This window comes from Burkholderia reimsis, assembly GCF_003294055.1.
GTDB lineage: Bacteria > Pseudomonadota > Gammaproteobacteria > Burkholderiales > Burkholderiaceae > Burkholderia > Burkholderia cepacia.
Genome location: NZ_QMFZ01000038.1, coordinates 30,542 through 48,375, shown reverse-complemented (window position 1 = coordinate 48,375; position 17,834 = coordinate 30,542). Strand labels below are relative to the sequence as shown.

The window sequence follows — 17,834 nt, the reverse complement described above, 5'->3', positions numbered from 1 at the left end:
GGACGCACGGCGCGCGGCGTCACGACGACAGCGCGTGCATCGGCGCGGGCACGCACGCCTGCGCGGCGGCGAGCGCGATGCCGGGGGCGAGCGACGACTCGCCGCAGAAAAAGTCGAGCAGCGCCGCACGTGTGTATTCGCGCTGCGCGCGGCCTTCGATGTCGAGGAAGTGGCCGGCGTCCGGCACCGTCGCGAACCGCGCACGCGGCACGTGCGCGCCGAGCTGGCGCACGTCGGCGGGCGTCGTGTATTCGTCACGCTCGCCGTTCAGGAACAGCAGCTCGCAGCCGATGTTCGAGAACTCGCTGAGGTAGCGCTCGGGCTGCAGCGACAGGATCTGGTCGACGTGGAACGCGACCTGGTCCTGCTCGTCGCGCGGCAGGCGCGTGAGATAGCGGTAGTTGTACAGCTTCATGATGCGCGGCAGGTAGCGGCCGACGGTGTCGTTCAGCAACTGCGCGGCCTTCAGGTTCTCGCCAGCCGCGATGTGGTCGCGGGCGCGCGTCACGTAGTCGACCATCGCGTCGTTCAGGAACGGCGAGAACGAGCAGATCGCCGCGCGCCGCACGCTCGGGCAGCCGCGCGCGAGCGCGAACAGCGACGCCACGCCGCCCCACGACACCGACACGAGGTAGGCCGGCGCGAAACGCTCGACCAGGTACTGCAGGATCGCGGCTTCATCGTCTTTCGTCAGGATGAAGCAGCCCGGGTTGTGCTGGCGCGACTGCCCCGCGTACGGCAGGTCGAAGCAGATCGTGTTCATCCGCTCGCCGAGATACTGGACGGTCTGCCCGAACGACGCGGTCGTCGCGAGCGCGCCGTTGACGAGCATCGCCGTGTCGAACGCCGGGTCGAACACGTTCCGTTCGACGTAGACCTTCAGACCATTCGGTAGCGGGACCACGTGTTTTTCGGTCAGCATCGTCGTTCTCCGGTGGATGCGGCGTCTCGACGTCGCGGCATGCTGCAGGTGCGCAATGGCTGCGCCGGTTTTCGCGCGCAATCCGAATCGCGCGGTTGGCCAATGCACCGCGGCAATACCGGCGGCATCGATTCATTCCTCGTAGTGCGGCGCCATACTAATACGGACAATATTACTGACTCAAGTCATTCCAACGATACCCTCTACTCTGTCAGGAAATACCGTCGCTTCAAATTATTCCGTCATTTTTTATGGTAAGCGGAATCCTTTCGAGGGTGACCGCAATCGTTTGCGGAGCGCCGGCCCAAGCCGGCCTTACCGTGCATTATTCATTGCAAATCAATAACTTGATCCGTTTAATTCGCTTATTTCAAACGGATTTTCATGCATGAATCGTGACGTCGTTTCTTCGGCCGACTTCCCTATTTCACCGAATATCACATAGTTCAATATTCTTTCATTCCGTAATCGCTTCGACACCCGCAACGATTAACCGGATTGATTGCCGACTTCAGAAAGCGTTTTAAACAAACTTCTGTTTTCTTAACCATCTTTCGATTATTTTTCCGCACCTGCACAACGCACGGCCGACTGTCCTTTCGTCTGCCCGGCACCCGTCGTCACCGTCAGACCCCGATTTTTTGTTGATTGAACGATCAATAAAAAACCGCTAAGCTCTCGACTTCCATGGACGGCCCGTCCGGGCGAAGGGAGTCGCGATGCCGAAAGTCGGAATGCGGGAGATTCGCCGCGCACAGTTGATCGACGCCACGCTGCGTTCGATCGACGAAGCGGGCCTGCCCGGCACGACGCTCGCGTCCGTCGCGCAGCGCGCGAACATCTCGACGGGTATCGTCAGCCACTACTTCGGCGACAAGGACGGCCTGCTCGAAGCGACGATGCGGCACGTGCTGCGCGACCTGTGGTCGGCCACCACGCGCCGCCGCGTGGCGGCACGCAAGGACCCGCGCTCGCGGCTGCGCGCGATCGTCGCCGCGAACTTCGACGACACACAGGTGAGCGCCCCCGTCATGAAGACGTGGCTCGCGTTCTGGTCGCAGAGCATGCACGACCCGATGCTCAAGCGCCTGCAGCACGTCAACACGCGGCGCCTCCATTCGAACCTGTGCGCGGAATTCGCGAAGGCGTTGCCCCGCACGCAAGCGCGCGAAGCCGCCGGCGGCCTCGCCGCGCTGATCGACGGCCTGTGGCTGCGCGGCGCACTCGCCGGTGGCCCGATCGACACCCGGGCTGCATTGAAGCTCGCCCACGATTACATCGACCTGCTGCTCGCGTCCGACTGACGCGCGACGCAGTCGCCCTCAAGGAGATCCTCATGTCCGTATTCGGTTTGCAGCGCCTCTACATCGGTGGCGGTTACGTCGACGCCACGAGCGGCAAGACTTTCGACACCTTCGATCCCGCCACCGGCGAACTGCTCGCGCAGGTGCAGCAGGCCAGCGCGGCCGACGTCGATCGCGCGGTTGCATCCGCGCAGGAAGGCCAGCGTGAATGGGCCGCGATGACCGCGATGCAGCGCTCGCGCATCCTGCGCCGCGCCGTCGACCTGCTGCGCGAGCGCAACGACGAGCTCGCGGCGCTGGAAACGCGCGACACGGGCAAGCCGATCGCCGAGACGCTCGCGGTCGACATCGTCACCGGCGCGGACGTGATCGAGTACTACGCGGGCCTCGCCACCGCGATCGAAGGGCTGCAGGTGCCGCTGCGCGCCGAATCGTTCGTCTACACGCGGCGCGAGCCGCTCGGCGTGTGCGCGGGCATCGGCGCATGGAACTACCCGATCCAGATCGCGTGCTGGAAGACGGCGCCCGCGCTCGCGGCCGGCAACGCGATGGTGTTCAAGCCGAGCGAAGTCACGCCGCTCACCGCGCTGAAGCTCGCGGAGATCTACACGGAAGCCGGCGTGCCGGCCGGCGTGTTCAACGTCGTGCAGGGCGACGGCTCGGTCGGCGCGCTGCTGACGGGCCATCCGGACATCGCGAAGGTGTCGTTCACGGGCGGCGTCGAAACGGGCAAGAAGGTGATGTCGCTGGCCGGCGCATCGTCGCTGAAGGAAGTGACCATGGAGCTCGGCGGCAAGTCGCCGCTGATCGTGTTCGACGATGCGGATCTCGACCGTGCGGCCGACATCGCGGTCACCGCCAACTTCTTCAGCTCGGGCCAGGTCTGCACCAACGGCACGCGCGTGTTCGTGCACCGTTCGGTCAAGGACGCGTTCACGCAGAAGGTGCTCGAACGCGTGAAACGCATCCGCGTGGGCAAGCCGACCGACGCCGACACCAACTTCGGCCCGCTCGTATCGGCCGCGCAGCTCGACAAGGTGCTCGGCTTCATCGAAAGCGGCAAGGCCGAAGGCGCGAAGCTGCTCGCGGGCGGCACGCGCCTGACGGACGGCCACTTCGGCGGCGGCCAGTACGTCGCGCCGACCGTGTTCGGCGATTGCCGCGACGACATGAAGATCGTCCGCGAGGAAATCTTCGGGCCGGTGATGAGCATCCTCGATTTCGAATCGGAAGACGAAGTGATCGCCCGCGCGAACGACACGCACTACGGGCTCGCCGCCGGCGTGGTGACGGAGAACCTGTCGCGCGCGCACCGCACGATCCATCGCCTCGAAGCCGGCATCTGCTGGATCAACACGTGGGGCGAATCGCCGGCCGAGATGCCGGTTGGCGGATACAAGCAATCCGGTGTCGGACGCGAGAACGGCATCACGACGCTCGAGCACTACACTCGAATCAAGTCGGTGCAGGTCGAGCTCGGCCGCTACAACCCGGTGTTTTAAGGATCACGAAAGGAGATTGACCGTCATGACGACACGCGAATACGACTACATCATCTGCGGCGCGGGTTCCGCGGGCAACGTGCTCGCAACGCGCCTGACGGAAGATCCGGACGTGACGGTGCTGCTGCTCGAAGCGGGCGGCCCCGACTACCGCTTCGACTTCCGCACGCAGATGCCGGCGGCGCTCGCCTATCCGCTGCAGGGCCGCCGCTACAACTGGGCATACGAAACCGACCCCGAGCCGCACATGGACAACCGCCGGATGGAATGCGGGCGCGGCAAGGGGCTCGGCGGCTCGTCGCTGATCAACGGGATGTGCTACATCCGCGGCAACGCGCTCGACTACGACAACTGGTCGACGCACAAGGGCCTCGAGAACTGGACGTATCTCGACTGCCTGCCGTACTTCAAGAAGGCCGAGACGCGCGACGTCGGCCCGAACGACTATCACGGCGGCAGCGGCCCCGTGTCGGTTACGACCAGCAAGCCGGGCGTGAACCCGCTGTTCGAGGCGATGGTCGACGCGGGTGTGCAGGCCGGTTATCCGCGCACCGACGACCTGAACGGCTATCAGCAGGAAGGCTTCGGCCCGATGGACCGCACCGTCACGCCGAAGGGCCGCCGGGCGAGCACCGCGCGCGGCTACCTCGACCAGGCGCGTGCACGGCCGAACCTCGAGATCGTCACGCATGCGCTCGCCGACCGCATCCTGTTCGACGGCAAGCGCGCATCGGGCGTCACGTACCTGCGCGGCAACGAACGGGCGACCGCGCATGCGCGCCGCGAAGTGCTCGTGTGCAGCGGCGCGATCGCGTCCCCGCAACTGCTGCAGCGCTCGGGCGTCGGCCCCGGCGCGTGGCTGAAGGAGCTCGACATTCCCGTCGTGCTCGACCTGCCCGGTGTCGGCCAGAACCTGCAGGATCACCTGGAGATGTACATCCAGTACGAGTGCAAGGAGCCCGTCTCCCTGTACCCGGCGCTGAAGTGGTGGAACCAGCCGAAGATCGGCCTCGAATGGATGCTGAACGGTACGGGCCTCGGCGCGAGCAACCATTTCGAGGCGGGCGGCTTCATCCGCACGCGCGACGACGACCTGTGGCCGAACATCCAGTACCACTTCCTGCCGGTGGCGATCAACTACAACGGCTCGAACGCGATCGAGATGCACGGCTTCCAGGCACACGTCGGCTCGATGCGCTCGCCGAGCCGCGGCCGCGTAAAGCTGCGCTCGCGCGATCCGAACCAGCATCCGAGCATCCTGTTCAACTACATGGCCGAAGCGCTCGACTGGCGCGAGTTCCGCGATGCGATCCGCGCGACGCGTGAAATCATGCGGCAGCCCGCGCTCGACCGCTATCGCGGCCGCGAGCTGAACCCGGGCGCGGACTGCAAGACCGACAAGGAACTCGACGCGTTCGTGCGGGCCCGCGCGGAAACCGCGTTCCATCCGTCGTGCTCGTGCAAGATGGGTTACGACGATATGGCGGTGGTCGACGAAGCAGGCCGCGTGCACGGGCTGGAAGGGCTGCGTGTGGTCGATGCGTCGATCATGCCGATCATCACGACCGGCAACCTCAATGCGCCGACGATCATGATCGCGGAGAAAATCGCGGACAAGATTCGTGGCAAGCAACCGCTCGCGCGCGTGGACGTGCCTTATTTCGTCGCGAACGGGGCGATGGCGCGGAATGTCGCGAAGGCCGTGCGGCAGCCGGAGACGGTTTGACGACGGCGGGCGTGCTGTCCGCTCGCCCAAAAAGAAACGCCGCCGACGGTTCCCGTCGGCGGCGTTTTTCCTTTCCGGCTCAACCGCTATTGACCTCCTGCCGCAACCGCTCGACATCCACGCGCTTCAGATAGTTCGTGATGTTCTGCCAGATCGGATGGAACCCGTAGCCGCCATGCTGCAGCTCGTCGAGCGCCTGCTCGCGCGTCCAGCCCTGATACACCATCCGGTACAACGCCGACACGAGGCCGGTACGATCGGCGCCGTGCTGGCAGTGGATCAGCACCGGGCCGTCCTGGTCGGCCGTACGCAGCGCCTTCAGCGCCGCGACCATGTCTTCGTCGCGGATGTCCCAGGTGTTGATCCGGATGCGCTGCATCTTGATCTGCGTGCCGGCCAGGATGCTGTCGTCCGCGTGAAACGAACGGAAGCTGATGACCTTGCGAATGCCGAGCTTCTGCAGTTCCGGCACATCCGCGCGCGACAGCTGCGCACTGCGGTACAGCGTCGGCGTGATCCGATGCAGGTTGTTCACATGCGCATCGGTCACACCCTGCGCCCATTTGATCGGCCTCGGCCGGGCGGACACCTCGGAGGCCGGGTCCGCATGGGCCGGCTGCACGAGCCCGGCGAGCGTGACGGAGAGCGCGGCAATGAAGGCGAGTTTCATGTCGGGTCGGGGATCAGTAGAACGCGCGCTTGCGCTCGCGGGAAAGAATGAACAGCACGATCGCGGCGGCGCTCATCGTCCAGTAGTCGGTCGGTGCCACGCCGAACCAGTGGATATGCCACGGCACGTTGGCGGGATTAAAGCGGGCGAGACCGTAGGCCGGATTCAGCACGAACCACAGGAAATCCTCGGTCAGCCAGAACACCATGATGCACGCGACGATCCGCGCTTCGATGCGCCACGACCACCGTCCGTTGAACACGGCCGGCCAGTGAAAGAACAGCGCGACGAACGGGAACACCCACGCGTGGTAGCCGGTCATCGGCCGCCCGCCCCAGAAGATGTCGAGCAGCCAGTGATGCTCGATGCGCCACGTCGGCAGGTTGGCCGCCCAGCCCGCGCTGCCTTCGATCTGGATCTCCACGTTCGCGAAGAAATACGCGAGCAACACGACCCATGCAACGACAAACAGCGTATGGCGCGTCGGCACGAAGCGCGCGACGCTCATGCGGCAGGCTCCAGGCCCAGCACGCGATCGAGCACGAAGCGGCCGGCGAGCGGCCGGCCGAGCGGCGCGAGGCGGCGGCGCATGTCGGCGAGGCGCTCCGGCGCCTGCAGCAGCGCGCGGATCCGGTAGACGAGCGCGTCGTCGTCGATCGCCTTCAGCGCGACACCCTGTTCAAGCAGGAAATCCGCATTGCGCTCTTCCTGGCCCGGAATCGGCGAGTTGACGATCATCGGCAACTGCATCGCGAGACATTCGGACGTCGTCAGGCCGCCCGGCTTCGTGATGACGAGGTCGGCGCAGGCCATCAGGCGCTCGACCTGCTGCGTGAAGCCCTGCGGAAACAACCGCCCCGGATGTTGCGCGGCCAATGCCTGCAACGACGCCAGCATCGCCTGGTTCTTGCCGGCCAGCGCGATCAGCTGGAAGTCGGCGTCCATCCCGAGCAGGCGCGCCGCCAGCACGTCGAGCCCGCCGAGGCCCGCGCCGCCGGACATCATCAGGAAGGTCGGGCGCGCGGGATCGAGGCCGTACTCGGCCGCGCAGGCCGCGCGATCGAGCGGCTGGCCGAACGCCGGCATGATCGGGATGCCGCTGACGTGCACTGTTTCAGGCGCCATGCCGCGCGCATGCATGCGCCACGCGATCTCGTCGTTGGCCGCGAAATAACCGCGCATGTTCGGCACGACCCACATGCTGTGCAGGTCGAAATCCGTGACCTGCACCCACACCGGCGTGTCGACGCGCTCCTTGCGGATCTCGCGCGACAGCAGCTCGGCCGGCAGGAAGTGCGTGCAGATGATCGCGTCGGGGCGCTGGCGTTCGATCTCCGCGAGCAGCGCCCGGCAATTGAGCCGCTCGATCGCGCGCCGGATCTTCTGCGACGGCGCGGCGGGATCGACTTCGTCCGTCTTCTGGTACAGGTAGCCCCACAGCGCCGGCTGGCTGCTGACGAGCTTGATGTAGAGATCGGTGTACAGCTTGCGGAAGCCGGTGGACACGAAATCCATCACGTCCAGGTGGGTGGCTTCGATGCCGGCGGGATGATGGTCGGCGAATGCGCGGATCGCCTCGGCCGCTCGGGTATGGCCGGCGCCGGCGCTGACGCTCAGGAGGAGGATCTTCTTGTTTTGCTTTGACATCTGACTGACCGTTTCGATAAAGGTGGTCGGAACGCGGGTTCGCGGCGGCGCTCTCACACGGCGGCTGTTTGCGTCCGGCTTACAGCAAGCTTGGCAATTCTTCGGCGACGCGGGCGGGCAGTGACGTCGAAGCGGTCGCCGGCATCGTCTGCGGAATCATACTGCGTTCGGGCGATGGCGCCGGAATCGGGGGGCGCAGGCGGGATGGATGGTGCGGTGTGCGGCCAGTGTGGACTGGCGACGGCATGACGGCTCGGCGCGCTGCCGCCCGATGCCCGTTCGCGTGAGCGAACGGGGTCCGGCATGGCGCGCGAATCAGGATGCGCGTACGCGAATCGTTTGGCATCCTTGCGGATTACTTCGAAAGAGGCTTCGGAAAAGCTGGCGCGTCAGCCAGCCTTGCCCCCTTGCTCGTGGAATCAGGGCGCTACACCGGCCCGCTTCCGCATCCGCTTCCCGCGGACGATCGGATTCCATCGCGACGTCAAGCTCATTGCGCCGCGCAGGCGATCGAACGCGACGTCCTCCTTCGGCCCGAAGCGGCTGACCGCCGGCCACGCGAGCACGTGATCGAGCCACGCCTGCCACTCGTCGCCATGAAAACGGCGACTGATTTCCCGCACGGCGTCGGGCGCTGCGATCGCGATACCCGCCAGCAAGTAATAAGCCCAAAAGCTGCCCGCGCCGACGAGTCGATCCAGCCTGCACACGGACAACGCCGCGAGCAGCCCGTCCACCGACGCAAGATCGGCGCGATGCGTGCGGATCGCCCGCGCGACGAGGTTGTGCTCACCGCCATACGCGGCAATGGAGGTCCCGTTGCCGGCAGCGAGCACGGCCGAGAACGTCACGAGCGCAGCCATCTCGTCGATGCGCGATGCATCGTCACGCGGCCCGCATACACGCAGCACGATCGCGTCGATGACGGCGCCCGGCAGGGTCGACGATTCTCCGCTCGCCGCCGCGATGACGGCGAGCCTGTCTCTCAGGTTCTTCGCAGGCAGCGTGTCGCCCTGCGCACCCGCCTCATGTGCGGTGCATGCGCCGGCATCCCCCCCGCTGCATTCGAGACCGCCGGCAATCCGCTCGAGTGCGGCCCAGCCGACATCGGGATCGTCGAATGCGCACGCATCGATCACGCCGTGCGCGGTGTCGAACACGGCGCGCGAGCCGGGACAACTGCGTTCGGCTTCGGCGAGCTGCTGCATCGAAGGCACATGCGAGCATGCGCCGTGCGGGTCGGTCAGGTCGCATGCACAGGCGCTGCCGTCCGATGCGATCCACGGTACGAGCCCGTGAAGCACGGCCGTTGCGTCACGAGACAGATTCGCGCCTGTCCGCATGCGTATCGCCTGCGACGCGGCGACGGTCGTGTCGCCGGCGTCGGCGTCGGCCGCCATCGCTACGCAAGCGGCAGCGTCGAGATGTTCGATCAGGTACTGCAGCCACGCGGCCGTGCGCAGCCGGTCAGGCGTCGCGCCGCGGGCATCGCCATACTTTGCTGGATCGGTAAGCATGGGTCTTCCGGGATAGTTCTGGCCAATTTGGAATAGTGGTAATTCAGTCGAATCGGATGGCGCGGTACGCCGTACCGATCCTGCAACGCCACACGCATCGGATCGCGATACGTGCGGCCAGCCTGTCGTCACGCTGATACGGAAGACGGCTCGAGCGCATCGACGAAGCGGCAACCCGCGTACATCCCGCACGGCCTTCGTGACCAGCGAGTTCCCCGCTTCGACTCTCGACGCTTACTGCACGTGGAACTTCGGCGACGTCGCGAGCCAGCCGTTCACCGTGCAATCCGGCGTCAGCACGGCGTTGTTGAGCGTCACGCGCGAGTCCGGATCACTCCACGCCGCCGTGACCTTGCTCGGTCCACAAGTACCGAGCACCCGCATGTCCAGCTTCACGTTGTTGATCGACACTTGCGTCGTGCTGTCCACGCTTCCCGTCCATGGCGCCGCACTGCTCGCGCTGCCGGTGAACAACACGCACAATGTGCCGCCGGTGAACTGGGTCGACGTGATGTTGACGATGCCGGCCGGCGTGACGGTGCCGTTGACCGTCGTCGTACAGTTGATCGGACTGAACGCGCCCTTCTGGAGCGATGTGAGCCCCGACGCGGAAAACGGTTCGCCATTGGGATTCATCGGCAGGCCGTCAGCACGCGAAACGGTCACCGCGAATGCGGGCGCAGCCGAAACCGCGGTGAATGCCACAGCCGCGACAAGCGACGTGATTCGACGAATTTTCATCTGTGAGGCCCTCTCTCTCGATGTATGGCGGCCTGCCCCGAATCGCGACCGCTCTGCCGAATGAATCCGTCCGTCGCGCCCATGCACGCGACGGCACAAACCCATCGAAACCGCGAATACCCGCCGCACCTGTCGCACGACCCCCGCGCGCGGCGGGTACCCGCTTCGATCCGCGACGCTTACTGCACGTGGAACTTCGGCGACGTCAGCACCGTGCCGCCCACCGTGCAATCCGGCGTCAGCGTGGCGTTATTGAACGTCAGCGAAGAGTTCGTATCGCTCCACGTCGTGACAACCTTGCTCGGCCCGCAGGTGCCGAGCAGCGTGACGTTCACCTTCACGTTGTTGATCGACAATTGCGTCGTGCTGTCGGCCTGCCCCGTCCACGGCGACGTGCTGCTCGCGCTGCCGTTGATCAGCGAGCATGTCGCGCCGCCCGAGAACGTCGTCGACGTGATGTTGACGATGCCGGTCGACGTGATCGTGCCGTTGAACGTCGCGGTACAGCCTGCGCTGATCGCGCCCTTGCTGAGGTTCGTGAGCCCGGTCGCCGAGAACGGCTCGCCATTCGGGTTCATCGGCTGACCATCAGCCCGCGAAACGGTGACTGCGAAAGCAGGCGCGGCGGAAACCGCGGTGAAAGCCACTGCAGCAACAAGCGATACGATTTTGCGAATGCTCATTTGAACTGCCCCCTCTCTTCACAAATGGCGGCACGCCGCCAGGAACGCAACCGCCCGGCCGGATCGTTCCGGCCCGACGGTCGCAGGAAGCCGCCGGTGCGCGTCATGCGCGCCGGACGGCTCAGAACTTGTAGGAAATCCCGACGAACGTGATCAGCGGATCCGCCTTCAACCGTGTGCGCGTGGTGGCGAGCGTCGAACCGTCGGCCGCCTTGATCACGAGCGACGAGTAGGTCTTCAGCGGCATGTACGTCAGCGTTGCCGTCAGCCCCCAGTGCTTGTCGATCGCGTAGCTCGCGCCCACGTTGTAGACCGGCGTGAACGACGACGACGCCTTGCCCTCGACCGACGTCGGCCCCGGCTTGCCGGCGCCCGCTGCGAGCACGCTGCCGAGGTTTTCGTTGATGTCCTTCGCGAAGTTGCCGTTCAGTTCGATGTTGCTGAACCAGCTGTAGGCCACACCGATCCCGACGAACGGGCGGAACTTCGCCGTCGGCGAATTGAAGTAGTACTGCAGAATGATCGTCGGGCTCCACTGCCTTGCGTTCTTCACGGCCGGCTGGTTGGCCGGGTTGTCCATGTTGACGCTGCCCAGCGCGCCGGACGGCCCGGGCGGCCTGATCGTGCCGTGCCCGGTCAGCGTGAACTCGGGCGGCACGCCGAGCACCGACGTCACCGCGATGTGGTCGGTGAAGAAGTGCGTGAGCGTCAGGCCGACCGTATCGGCGTTGTTGACGGTCAGGCTCGTGCCGGGCGACGTGAACGACCCGGGCAGGCGCAGCGGCCCGTTGATCGGCATGCCGGCGAGATTCGTCGTGAGCCCGTTGGTCGAATCCTGCGGCATGATGTGCAACCAGCCCAGCGTCGCGACGTTGTCGCCCGCCTGCTGGGCCGATGCGAGCGTCGATATGCCTGCGACGACACCCGCGACAATCAGCTTCTTCATGAAGTCTCCTTCTCGTTCTGTCCGGGCGCCGCGCCCCTTCGCGCGGCGCCGCCGTGTCTCCATCCGGGCTTGCGTCACTGCACGAAGGCGCCGACCGTGAAATACGGATTGCTCGTATCGTTCATGTCGAGGAACCCGAACACGCCGCCGGTGAACACGAACTTGCCGGTCGCGGGCCCCGACGCCGCATCCGCATGCACGGTCGTGACGACACCCGGCACCTTCTGCGTGAAATCGAGGTTCAGTGCACGCGTGAGCGCGGCCTGCGACGCGTTGAACGGATCGAGCAGCGTGGCCTGCGCGCCGACGAGCGCGGTCGCGCGGTAGTTGAACGCGCTGTCGACACCCGTGTACTCGCCGTTCTGCGAGCCTTGCGTGATCGCCGTCTGCGGGCTCAGGAACGAGATGCCCGATTCGTCGTCCGCGCTCGGCGAGCCCTGCGTCAGGTCCGCATTCGCCGCGCCGGTGCGGATGAAGATCGGCACGAGCTGGTTGCGCAGCTTGCCGACGATCAGGATCCCCTTGCCGGCCTTCGCGGGATCGACCGCCGCGAGCGTCGGCGGAATCTGCGGCAGGTAATTGAGCGACTGGAACGCCGGCGCATCCGGACGCAGCGTGAACGGCTGGTTCACGGTCGCGCTCGACGCGAGCGGCTGCCCGCCGTTCTTCTTGCCGAAGTTGTCGGTCTCGACGTAGCTGCCGTCAGCGTTGATCGTCACCTGCTGGTCGAGCGCCACCGGCTGGAAGCTTTGCGACGGCACCTGGTGGTAGCCGAGCTGGTTGTACTTGCCGGCGATCTTCGTCAGGTCGGTTTCCAGCGACGAGAAGCTGATGAACGGGTAGTACGGGAACGTCGTCTTCGGGATCTTGCCGACGCCGATCACGCCGTCGAACTGGATCGTCGCGCCGGGGATCGCGCCGCCCAGCACGCCTTCGCCGAGGAACAGCCGCGCGGGCCGGCTCGGGTCTAGGCTCGCGTTCTGCATCCGGAACGTGCACTGGTTCAGCTTCACCGTCGGCAGCCCCGTCTCGTCGGCCAGCGTGCCGTCGACCACATTGGCGGGCGCAGTATCGCGCGTCGGCTGCACGGTGCCCGTCGTGGTCGGCGCCGGCGACGCGAGATAGGTCATCCGGTACGTCATCTTCGTCGTGTCGAGCTGCACCTTCACCAGTTCGCCCGATCCCGAGCCGCCGATGAACACCGTGTTGTAGTCGATCGTCTGCGGGCACAGCCGGACCACCGGCGCGGGCGGCGGGTCGCCGTCTCCGCCGCACGCAGCCAGCACGGGCGCGAGCGATGCCGCGGCCATCCATTGCTTCAAATTCATAGGAATCCTCTTGAAATTCGATTCGCCGGCGGCGACGCATGCGCCGCCGGTGTTACGTGTTCAATACAGGGTTACTGGACGAACGCGCCGACCGTGAAGAACGGGTTGACCTGGCTGTTGTTGACGACCATCGCGTAGACATTGCCGGCCGTCACGAGCCAGCCCGTGTCGCCCTTCTTGAAGATCGCCACGTTGCCGCTCGCGCCCTTCGCGTTGAAGTCCTGCGTGGCCGTGACCTTGATCTTGCCGGGCGTCGCCTGCGTGTAGTCGAGCCCGAACTGCGAGGTCACCCCCGACGTCTGCGGATCGATGAACGCCGCGGTACTGCCCTGGAACAGCGTGGACGTATAGTTCGCGGCCATCGTCGAGACGGCCGTGCCGTCATCGCAACTGCCTGCTACCGAATAGAAGGTGTTATTGGTGAAGACACCGGGCAGGTCTGGGTGCGGCATGTTCGGGTTGAAGCTCGGCCCCGGCGACGTCACCTTGTTCGCCTGACCGCTGGATGTCACAACGCCGCATGCGGATGCGCTGGTCGCACCGATATATCCCCCCTTCAGGGAGTTCGCGGCAATCGCTTTCGTCGACGCCAGCATCGAGATGCCGACTTCGGCATCGGCGACCGATGCGAACAGATTGACCGTATCGACGTGCGTATAGCCGACACGAATCACGATCGGCACAAGTACGTCGTTCAGCCTGCCGACGATCATGATGCCTTTCGCCTGACTCGGTGCAATGATCAGCGTCGAGCCCTGCCCCGCGATCGGATACCCCTGCCCCACCGGATTGCTCACGAATACATTGTCTGCCGATCCGTCCGCGTTCTTGCGCTGCGCCCACGGCGTCCCGGTCGTCTGACACGAGTAGTCGCTGCCCTGCGTGATAGAACACGAACCGTCCGCATTGAACGTCTGATTCCAGTTGACGACGTCGGGCTCCCAGCCGACCGGCCCGGTCGGGCTCTGACCATCACCGCCGATCGGCGACAGATGGATGCCGACCTCGTTGTAGTTGCCCGCCACTTTCGTGAAGTCGGTTTCGGTGTCGGTGAAGCCGATGAACGGATAGAAATCGAAGGTGCGCGACGGTACGACGCCGAGCGTGATGCCCGGGAGCAGCGGTATACCGGCGAACGCAATCGTCGCCCCCGGAATCCCGCCGCCCACCACGCCATTGCCGACGAACAGCATCGGCGGATCCGCACGGTTGATCGTCACCGAATACGCGCCGTCGCTCGTCGCGCCGCTGTCGAGCACGAACGCACAGCGGTTCTGCTCGGCGGTCGGGAGCGTGGTCGGATGATGGAACGCGCCGCTGATCGTCAGGCCTGCGCGCGTGTTGTTGACCTGCCCTGCCGATGTCGGCACCGACGATTCGATGAACTGCATCTGGTAAGTCATCTTCGTCGTGTCGAACTTCACCTTCACGTACTCGCCGCTGCCTGCGCCACCCGTGTACGTCGTCGTGTAATCGAGCGCGTCAGGGCACAGCTTCGTGACGACGGGCGGCGTCGTGACGGAACCGCTCGGCCCGCATGCGCTCCCCGAGCACTGCGGCACGTTGATCGGCCCCGGATCGTCGCCGCCGCCGCAACCGGCGACGAACGGCAAAGCGATGACCGCGCACGACAGGATCGCTTTCCGCCATTCAGGAATGCAAATCATCAACCCCTCCTTTTCAGGTACGACAAGTCTCGTCCGGACAGGCTGCATGGCCCGCCGGTTGGTATCGCGCCGCCGCACGAACGCGCGGCGCATGACGGTGTGCGCCAGGTCGCCGCGATGCCGGTCAGGCAAATGCGGCACGCGCCGCGGCGGCAGGCAAGCGCTCTCCCGCGGCGCCGTCATGCGGCACGGCGCCGTGAGAACAATCGAAACGGGATGTGGTTCGCCGCTACACGCCGATATGACAACGCAGGTACGCGACCTGCATCGCGCCTGCGTTCAGCGAAAAAACGGGAAACGGCAGTCCGACTGGCCCCGCGGATAGGCGTCTCATCAATTGGTCTCCATCCGTACGCTTGATTCGTTATCGTGATGCGTCGTTTGACGAGACTATGATCGGACGATACCTACAAGTAAATGGATGCAGAGTTCCAAACGGCCGAAACCGCGCAATCGCAGTGCGTGCCGGGGATTTGACAGATTTTCAAACAGCCTTCAATTTATTTGCTCAGACAAATACATGGCCCGTGCAACACGCGTTTGAATAACCATGGCCGATCCGCGCTCTGCCTTGCCTGCCGGCCCTCGACGATCCGCCTGCATGCTGCAGCGCAACCTCATACGTCGACGATCGCGAGCGTGCCGTGGCTGCCCGGCAGCACCGCGTGAGGCGTGCCGGCAAGCGCCAGGTACATTTGCCCGGCCTCGACGACGACCGTCTCGCCGCCGACCTCGAGCATCATCCGGCCGTCGAGCACCAGCAGCCCCTCGTTGTAGTCGTGCACTTCCGCTTCGTAAGCCTGCGCATCCATGCGCAGCACCTTGATCCTGGCCGGCCCGACCTCGCCGACGATCGTGGATTTCCACGCGACGGCCTGCGCGGCCGCCACGGATTTGAAATCGATCAAAGACATGCGTTTCGCTCCGTAAACGATGAAAGGAACGCATTATCGCGAGCGCGGCACACGCCGTCCCGGTACGGCGCGACGGGCTTCGGGCGGCACAGTCGGCCAGCCGGCCGCGCCGCATCCGGCCGGACACGCGATCGCCTCTCTGTTCGCGGAAAATGGCGCTCATTGTTCGCAAGCCGCAAATAAATCACCACGTTATTAGGTAATGCGCCGTCAATTCGCGCCAATCCGGCACCGGCAATGCTCGCCCTTTCCACGAGAATGCATTTCCATCTGTCGATTGCTAATATGGCGATCCCGCGATCCCGCACCACAACGCCGTTCGACATGACGCCCGTTCGCCATGCCGTCCCCGGTCCCGGCCGCTTCGCAGCGGCGGCGGCGCCGGGCACGCGCGGCGCACACCGTTGCGCCGGCCGGCCGTGCCATCCGTGAGCATGCAACCGATCCTTTCCGTCTCCGACCTCTCCAAGACTTACGCGTCCGGCTTCCAGGCGCTGAAGCACGTGACCCTCGACATCCGCCCCGGCGAGATCTTCGCGTTGCTCGGGCCGAACGGCGCCGGCAAGACGACGCTGATCGGCTCGATCTGCGGCATCGTCACGCCGACCTCGGGCCGCGTGACGGTCGGCGGCCACGACATCCGCGATCACTACCGCGCGGCCCGCGAAATGATCGGCCTCGTACCGCAGGAACTGACGACCGACGCTTTCGAAACCGTCTGGGCGACCGTGTCGTTCAGCCGCGGCCTGTTCGGCAAGGCGCCCGATCCCGCGCATATCGAGAAGACGCTGAGGGCGCTGTCGCTGTGGGACAAGCGCGACAACAAGCTGATGACGCTGTCGGGCGGCATGAAGCGCCGCGTGATGATCGCGAAGGCGCTGTCGCACGAGCCGCGCATCCTGTTCCTCGACGAGCCGACGGCCGGCGTCGACGTCGAGCTGCGCCGCGACATGTGGAAGCTCGTCGATTCGCTGCGCGAAAGCGGCGTGACGATCCTGCTGACCACGCACTACATCGAGGAAGCCGAGGAAATGGCCGACAGGATCGGCATCATCCTCGGCGGCGAGCTCGTGCTCGTCGAGGAGAAGCGCGAGCTGATGCGCAAGCTCGGCAAGAAGCAGCTCACCGTGCAGCTCGAGCACCCGCTCGCGGACGTGCCGCCCGCGCTCGCGCCGTTCGGCCTCGAACGCGCGGACGACGGCACAGCGCTCGTCTACACGTACGACTCGCAGCGCGACGACGCGAGCATCGCGACGCTGATCAACGCGCTCGGCTCGGCCGGCATCGGCTTTCGCGACCTGCATACGACGCAGAGCTCGCTCGAGGACATTTTCGTCAGCCTGATCGACAACCGCCGCAACGGCGTGCAGCAAGGAGCCTGACGCATGAACCTGCATGGAATCCGCGCGATCTACCGCGCCGAAATGGCCCGCACGCGCCGCACGCTGATGCAGAGCATCATCGCGCCGGTGATCTCGACGTCGCTGTATTTCGTCGTGTTCGGCTCCGCGATCGGCTCGCGCATCAGCGACGTGAACGGCATCGGCTACGGCTCGTTCATCGTGCCGGGGCTCGTGATGCTGTCGCTGCTGTCGCAGAGCATCTCGAACGCGTCGTTCGGCATCTACTTCCCGCGCTTCACGGGCACGATCTACGAGATCCTCTCCGCGCCCGTGTCGTACTGGGAGATCGTGATCGCGTACGTGGGCGCGGCCGCGTCGAAGTCGATCCTGCTCGGCGTGATCATCCTCGCCACGGCCGGCCTGTTCGTGCCGCTGCACATCCTGCATCCGTTCTGGATGGTGCTGTTCCTCGTGCTGACGGCGGTCACGTTCAGCCTGTTCGGCTTCGTGATCGGCATCTGGGCCGACAGCTTCGAGAAGCTGCAGCTCGTGCCGCTGCTGATCATCACGCCGCTCACGTTCCTCGGCGGCAGCTTCTACTCGGTCGACATGCTGCCGCCCGCGTGGCGCGTCATCACGCTGTTCAACCCGATCGTCTACCTGGTCAGCGGCTTCCGCTGGTCGTTCTACGGGCTCGCCGACGTGCACGTGTGGATCAGCCTCGCCGCGACCGGGCTGTTCCTCGTGATCCTGCTGGCGATCGTCGCGTGGATGTTCCGCACCGGCTACAAGCTGAAGAACTGATGCAAAGCGGCCGCACCCCGCGCCGCCGCCGATGACGCATTTGGGCAAGCAGGCGGCGTTTTTCCTCTGATGCGGCATTTTGTGGTCGCGTCTACTGAAGACGAAGCATCGGGGCCGCGA

16 protein-coding genes are annotated in these 17,834 nt (G+C 65.4%); 5 read left to right on the top strand and 11 right to left on the bottom strand.

All coding sequences use genetic code 11. From position 1 onward, the window contains the following. Window positions 1-19: 19 nt before the first annotated feature. Window positions 20-922 (bottom strand): alpha/beta fold hydrolase, encoded by a 903-nt coding sequence (locus DPV79_RS32745; RefSeq protein WP_059620296.1) that lies wholly within the window; start codon window positions 920-922, stop codon window positions 20-22. A 719-nt stretch (window positions 923-1,641) separates the two neighbouring features. Here DPV79_RS32745 and betI point away from each other — a divergent pair. Genes betI through betA form a run of 3 tightly spaced genes read left to right on the top strand, consistent with a single transcriptional unit; the run spans window position 1,642 to window position 5,454 of the window. Then, window positions 1,642-2,226, top strand: a complete 585-nt coding sequence (gene betI, locus DPV79_RS32740) for a transcriptional regulator BetI (protein WP_027789747.1) — start codon at window positions 1,642-1,644, stop codon at window positions 2,224-2,226. 32 nt (window positions 2,227-2,258) lie between these two features. Then, window positions 2,259-3,728 carry a betaine-aldehyde dehydrogenase gene (betB, locus tag DPV79_RS32735; RefSeq protein ID WP_027789748.1) on the top strand — a complete coding sequence of 490 codons (1,470 nt, stop codon included), beginning with the start codon at window positions 2,259-2,261 and terminating at the stop codon, window positions 3,726-3,728. A gap of 25 nt (window positions 3,729-3,753) precedes the next feature. Next, entirely contained in the window at window positions 3,754-5,454 is a 1,701-nt protein-coding gene (gene betA / locus DPV79_RS32730; RefSeq protein WP_021160331.1) for a choline dehydrogenase, read from the top strand. A 79-nt stretch (window positions 5,455-5,533) separates the two neighbouring features. Here the strand turns inward: betA and DPV79_RS32725 are convergent, their stop codons facing one another. The 10 genes from DPV79_RS32725 to DPV79_RS32680 all read right to left on the bottom strand — a co-directional run bounded on the left by DPV79_RS32725 (window position 5,534) and on the right by DPV79_RS32680 (window position 15,567). After that, window positions 5,534-6,124 (bottom strand): dual specificity protein phosphatase family protein, encoded by a 591-nt coding sequence (locus DPV79_RS32725; protein ID WP_021160329.1) that lies wholly within the window; start codon window positions 6,122-6,124, stop codon window positions 5,534-5,536. 13 nt (window positions 6,125-6,137) lie between these two features. Beyond that, entirely contained in the window at window positions 6,138-6,632 is a 495-nt protein-coding gene (locus DPV79_RS32720) for a hypothetical protein (protein ID WP_059589780.1), read from the bottom strand. Beyond that, entirely contained in the window at window positions 6,629-7,771 is a 1,143-nt protein-coding gene (locus DPV79_RS32715) for an MGDG synthase family glycosyltransferase (protein ID WP_060344303.1), read from the bottom strand. The genes DPV79_RS32720 and DPV79_RS32715 overlap by 4 nt, the downstream gene beginning before the upstream one ends. Before the next feature lie 419 nt (window positions 7,772-8,190). After that, on the bottom strand, window positions 8,191-9,288 hold the full coding sequence (locus tag DPV79_RS32710) for a hypothetical protein (protein ID WP_113047397.1): 1,098 nt from the start codon (window positions 9,286-9,288) through the stop codon (window positions 8,191-8,193). Window positions 9,289-9,522: 234 nt separating this feature from the next. Then, window positions 9,523-10,029, bottom strand: coding sequence for a hypothetical protein (locus tag DPV79_RS42875; RefSeq protein WP_060067008.1), 507 nt, complete (start codon window positions 10,027-10,029; stop codon window positions 9,523-9,525). Between the two features lie 179 nt (window positions 10,030-10,208). Further along, complete coding sequence (locus DPV79_RS32700; protein ID WP_021160324.1) at window positions 10,209-10,712, bottom strand: hypothetical protein; 504 nt, start codon at window positions 10,710-10,712, stop codon at window positions 10,209-10,211. Window positions 10,713-10,833: 121 nt separating this feature from the next. After that, window positions 10,834-11,658, bottom strand: a complete 825-nt coding sequence (locus DPV79_RS32695; RefSeq protein ID WP_048026405.1) for an OmpW/AlkL family protein — start codon at window positions 11,656-11,658, stop codon at window positions 10,834-10,836. A gap of 74 nt (window positions 11,659-11,732) precedes the next feature. Then, the gene (locus DPV79_RS32690) at window positions 11,733-12,986 is read right to left on the bottom strand and encodes a DUF2957 domain-containing protein (RefSeq protein WP_113047395.1); all 1,254 of its coding nucleotides are present in this window, start codon (window positions 12,984-12,986) and stop codon (window positions 11,733-11,735) included. A gap of 71 nt (window positions 12,987-13,057) precedes the next feature. Continuing rightward, window positions 13,058-14,653 carry a DUF2957 domain-containing protein gene (locus DPV79_RS32685; protein WP_113047411.1) on the bottom strand — a complete coding sequence of 532 codons (1,596 nt, stop codon included), beginning with the start codon at window positions 14,651-14,653 and terminating at the stop codon, window positions 13,058-13,060. A 617-nt stretch (window positions 14,654-15,270) separates the two neighbouring features. Then, a complete protein-coding gene (locus DPV79_RS32680) occupies window positions 15,271-15,567 on the bottom strand; it encodes a cupin domain-containing protein (protein ID WP_021160319.1) in 297 nt (98 codons plus the stop codon). 434 nt (window positions 15,568-16,001) lie between these two features. Between DPV79_RS32680 and DPV79_RS32670 the strand changes: the two genes are divergently transcribed. Together DPV79_RS32670 and DPV79_RS32665 are read left to right on the top strand one after the other, a co-directional pair. Then, a complete protein-coding gene (locus DPV79_RS32670; RefSeq protein ID WP_021160317.1) occupies window positions 16,002-16,949 on the top strand; it encodes an ABC transporter ATP-binding protein in 948 nt (315 codons plus the stop codon). Between the two features lie 3 nt (window positions 16,950-16,952). Then, entirely contained in the window at window positions 16,953-17,714 is a 762-nt protein-coding gene (locus DPV79_RS32665; RefSeq protein ID WP_021160316.1) for an ABC transporter permease, read from the top strand. The last annotated feature ends 120 nt before the right edge of the window (window positions 17,715-17,834 follow it).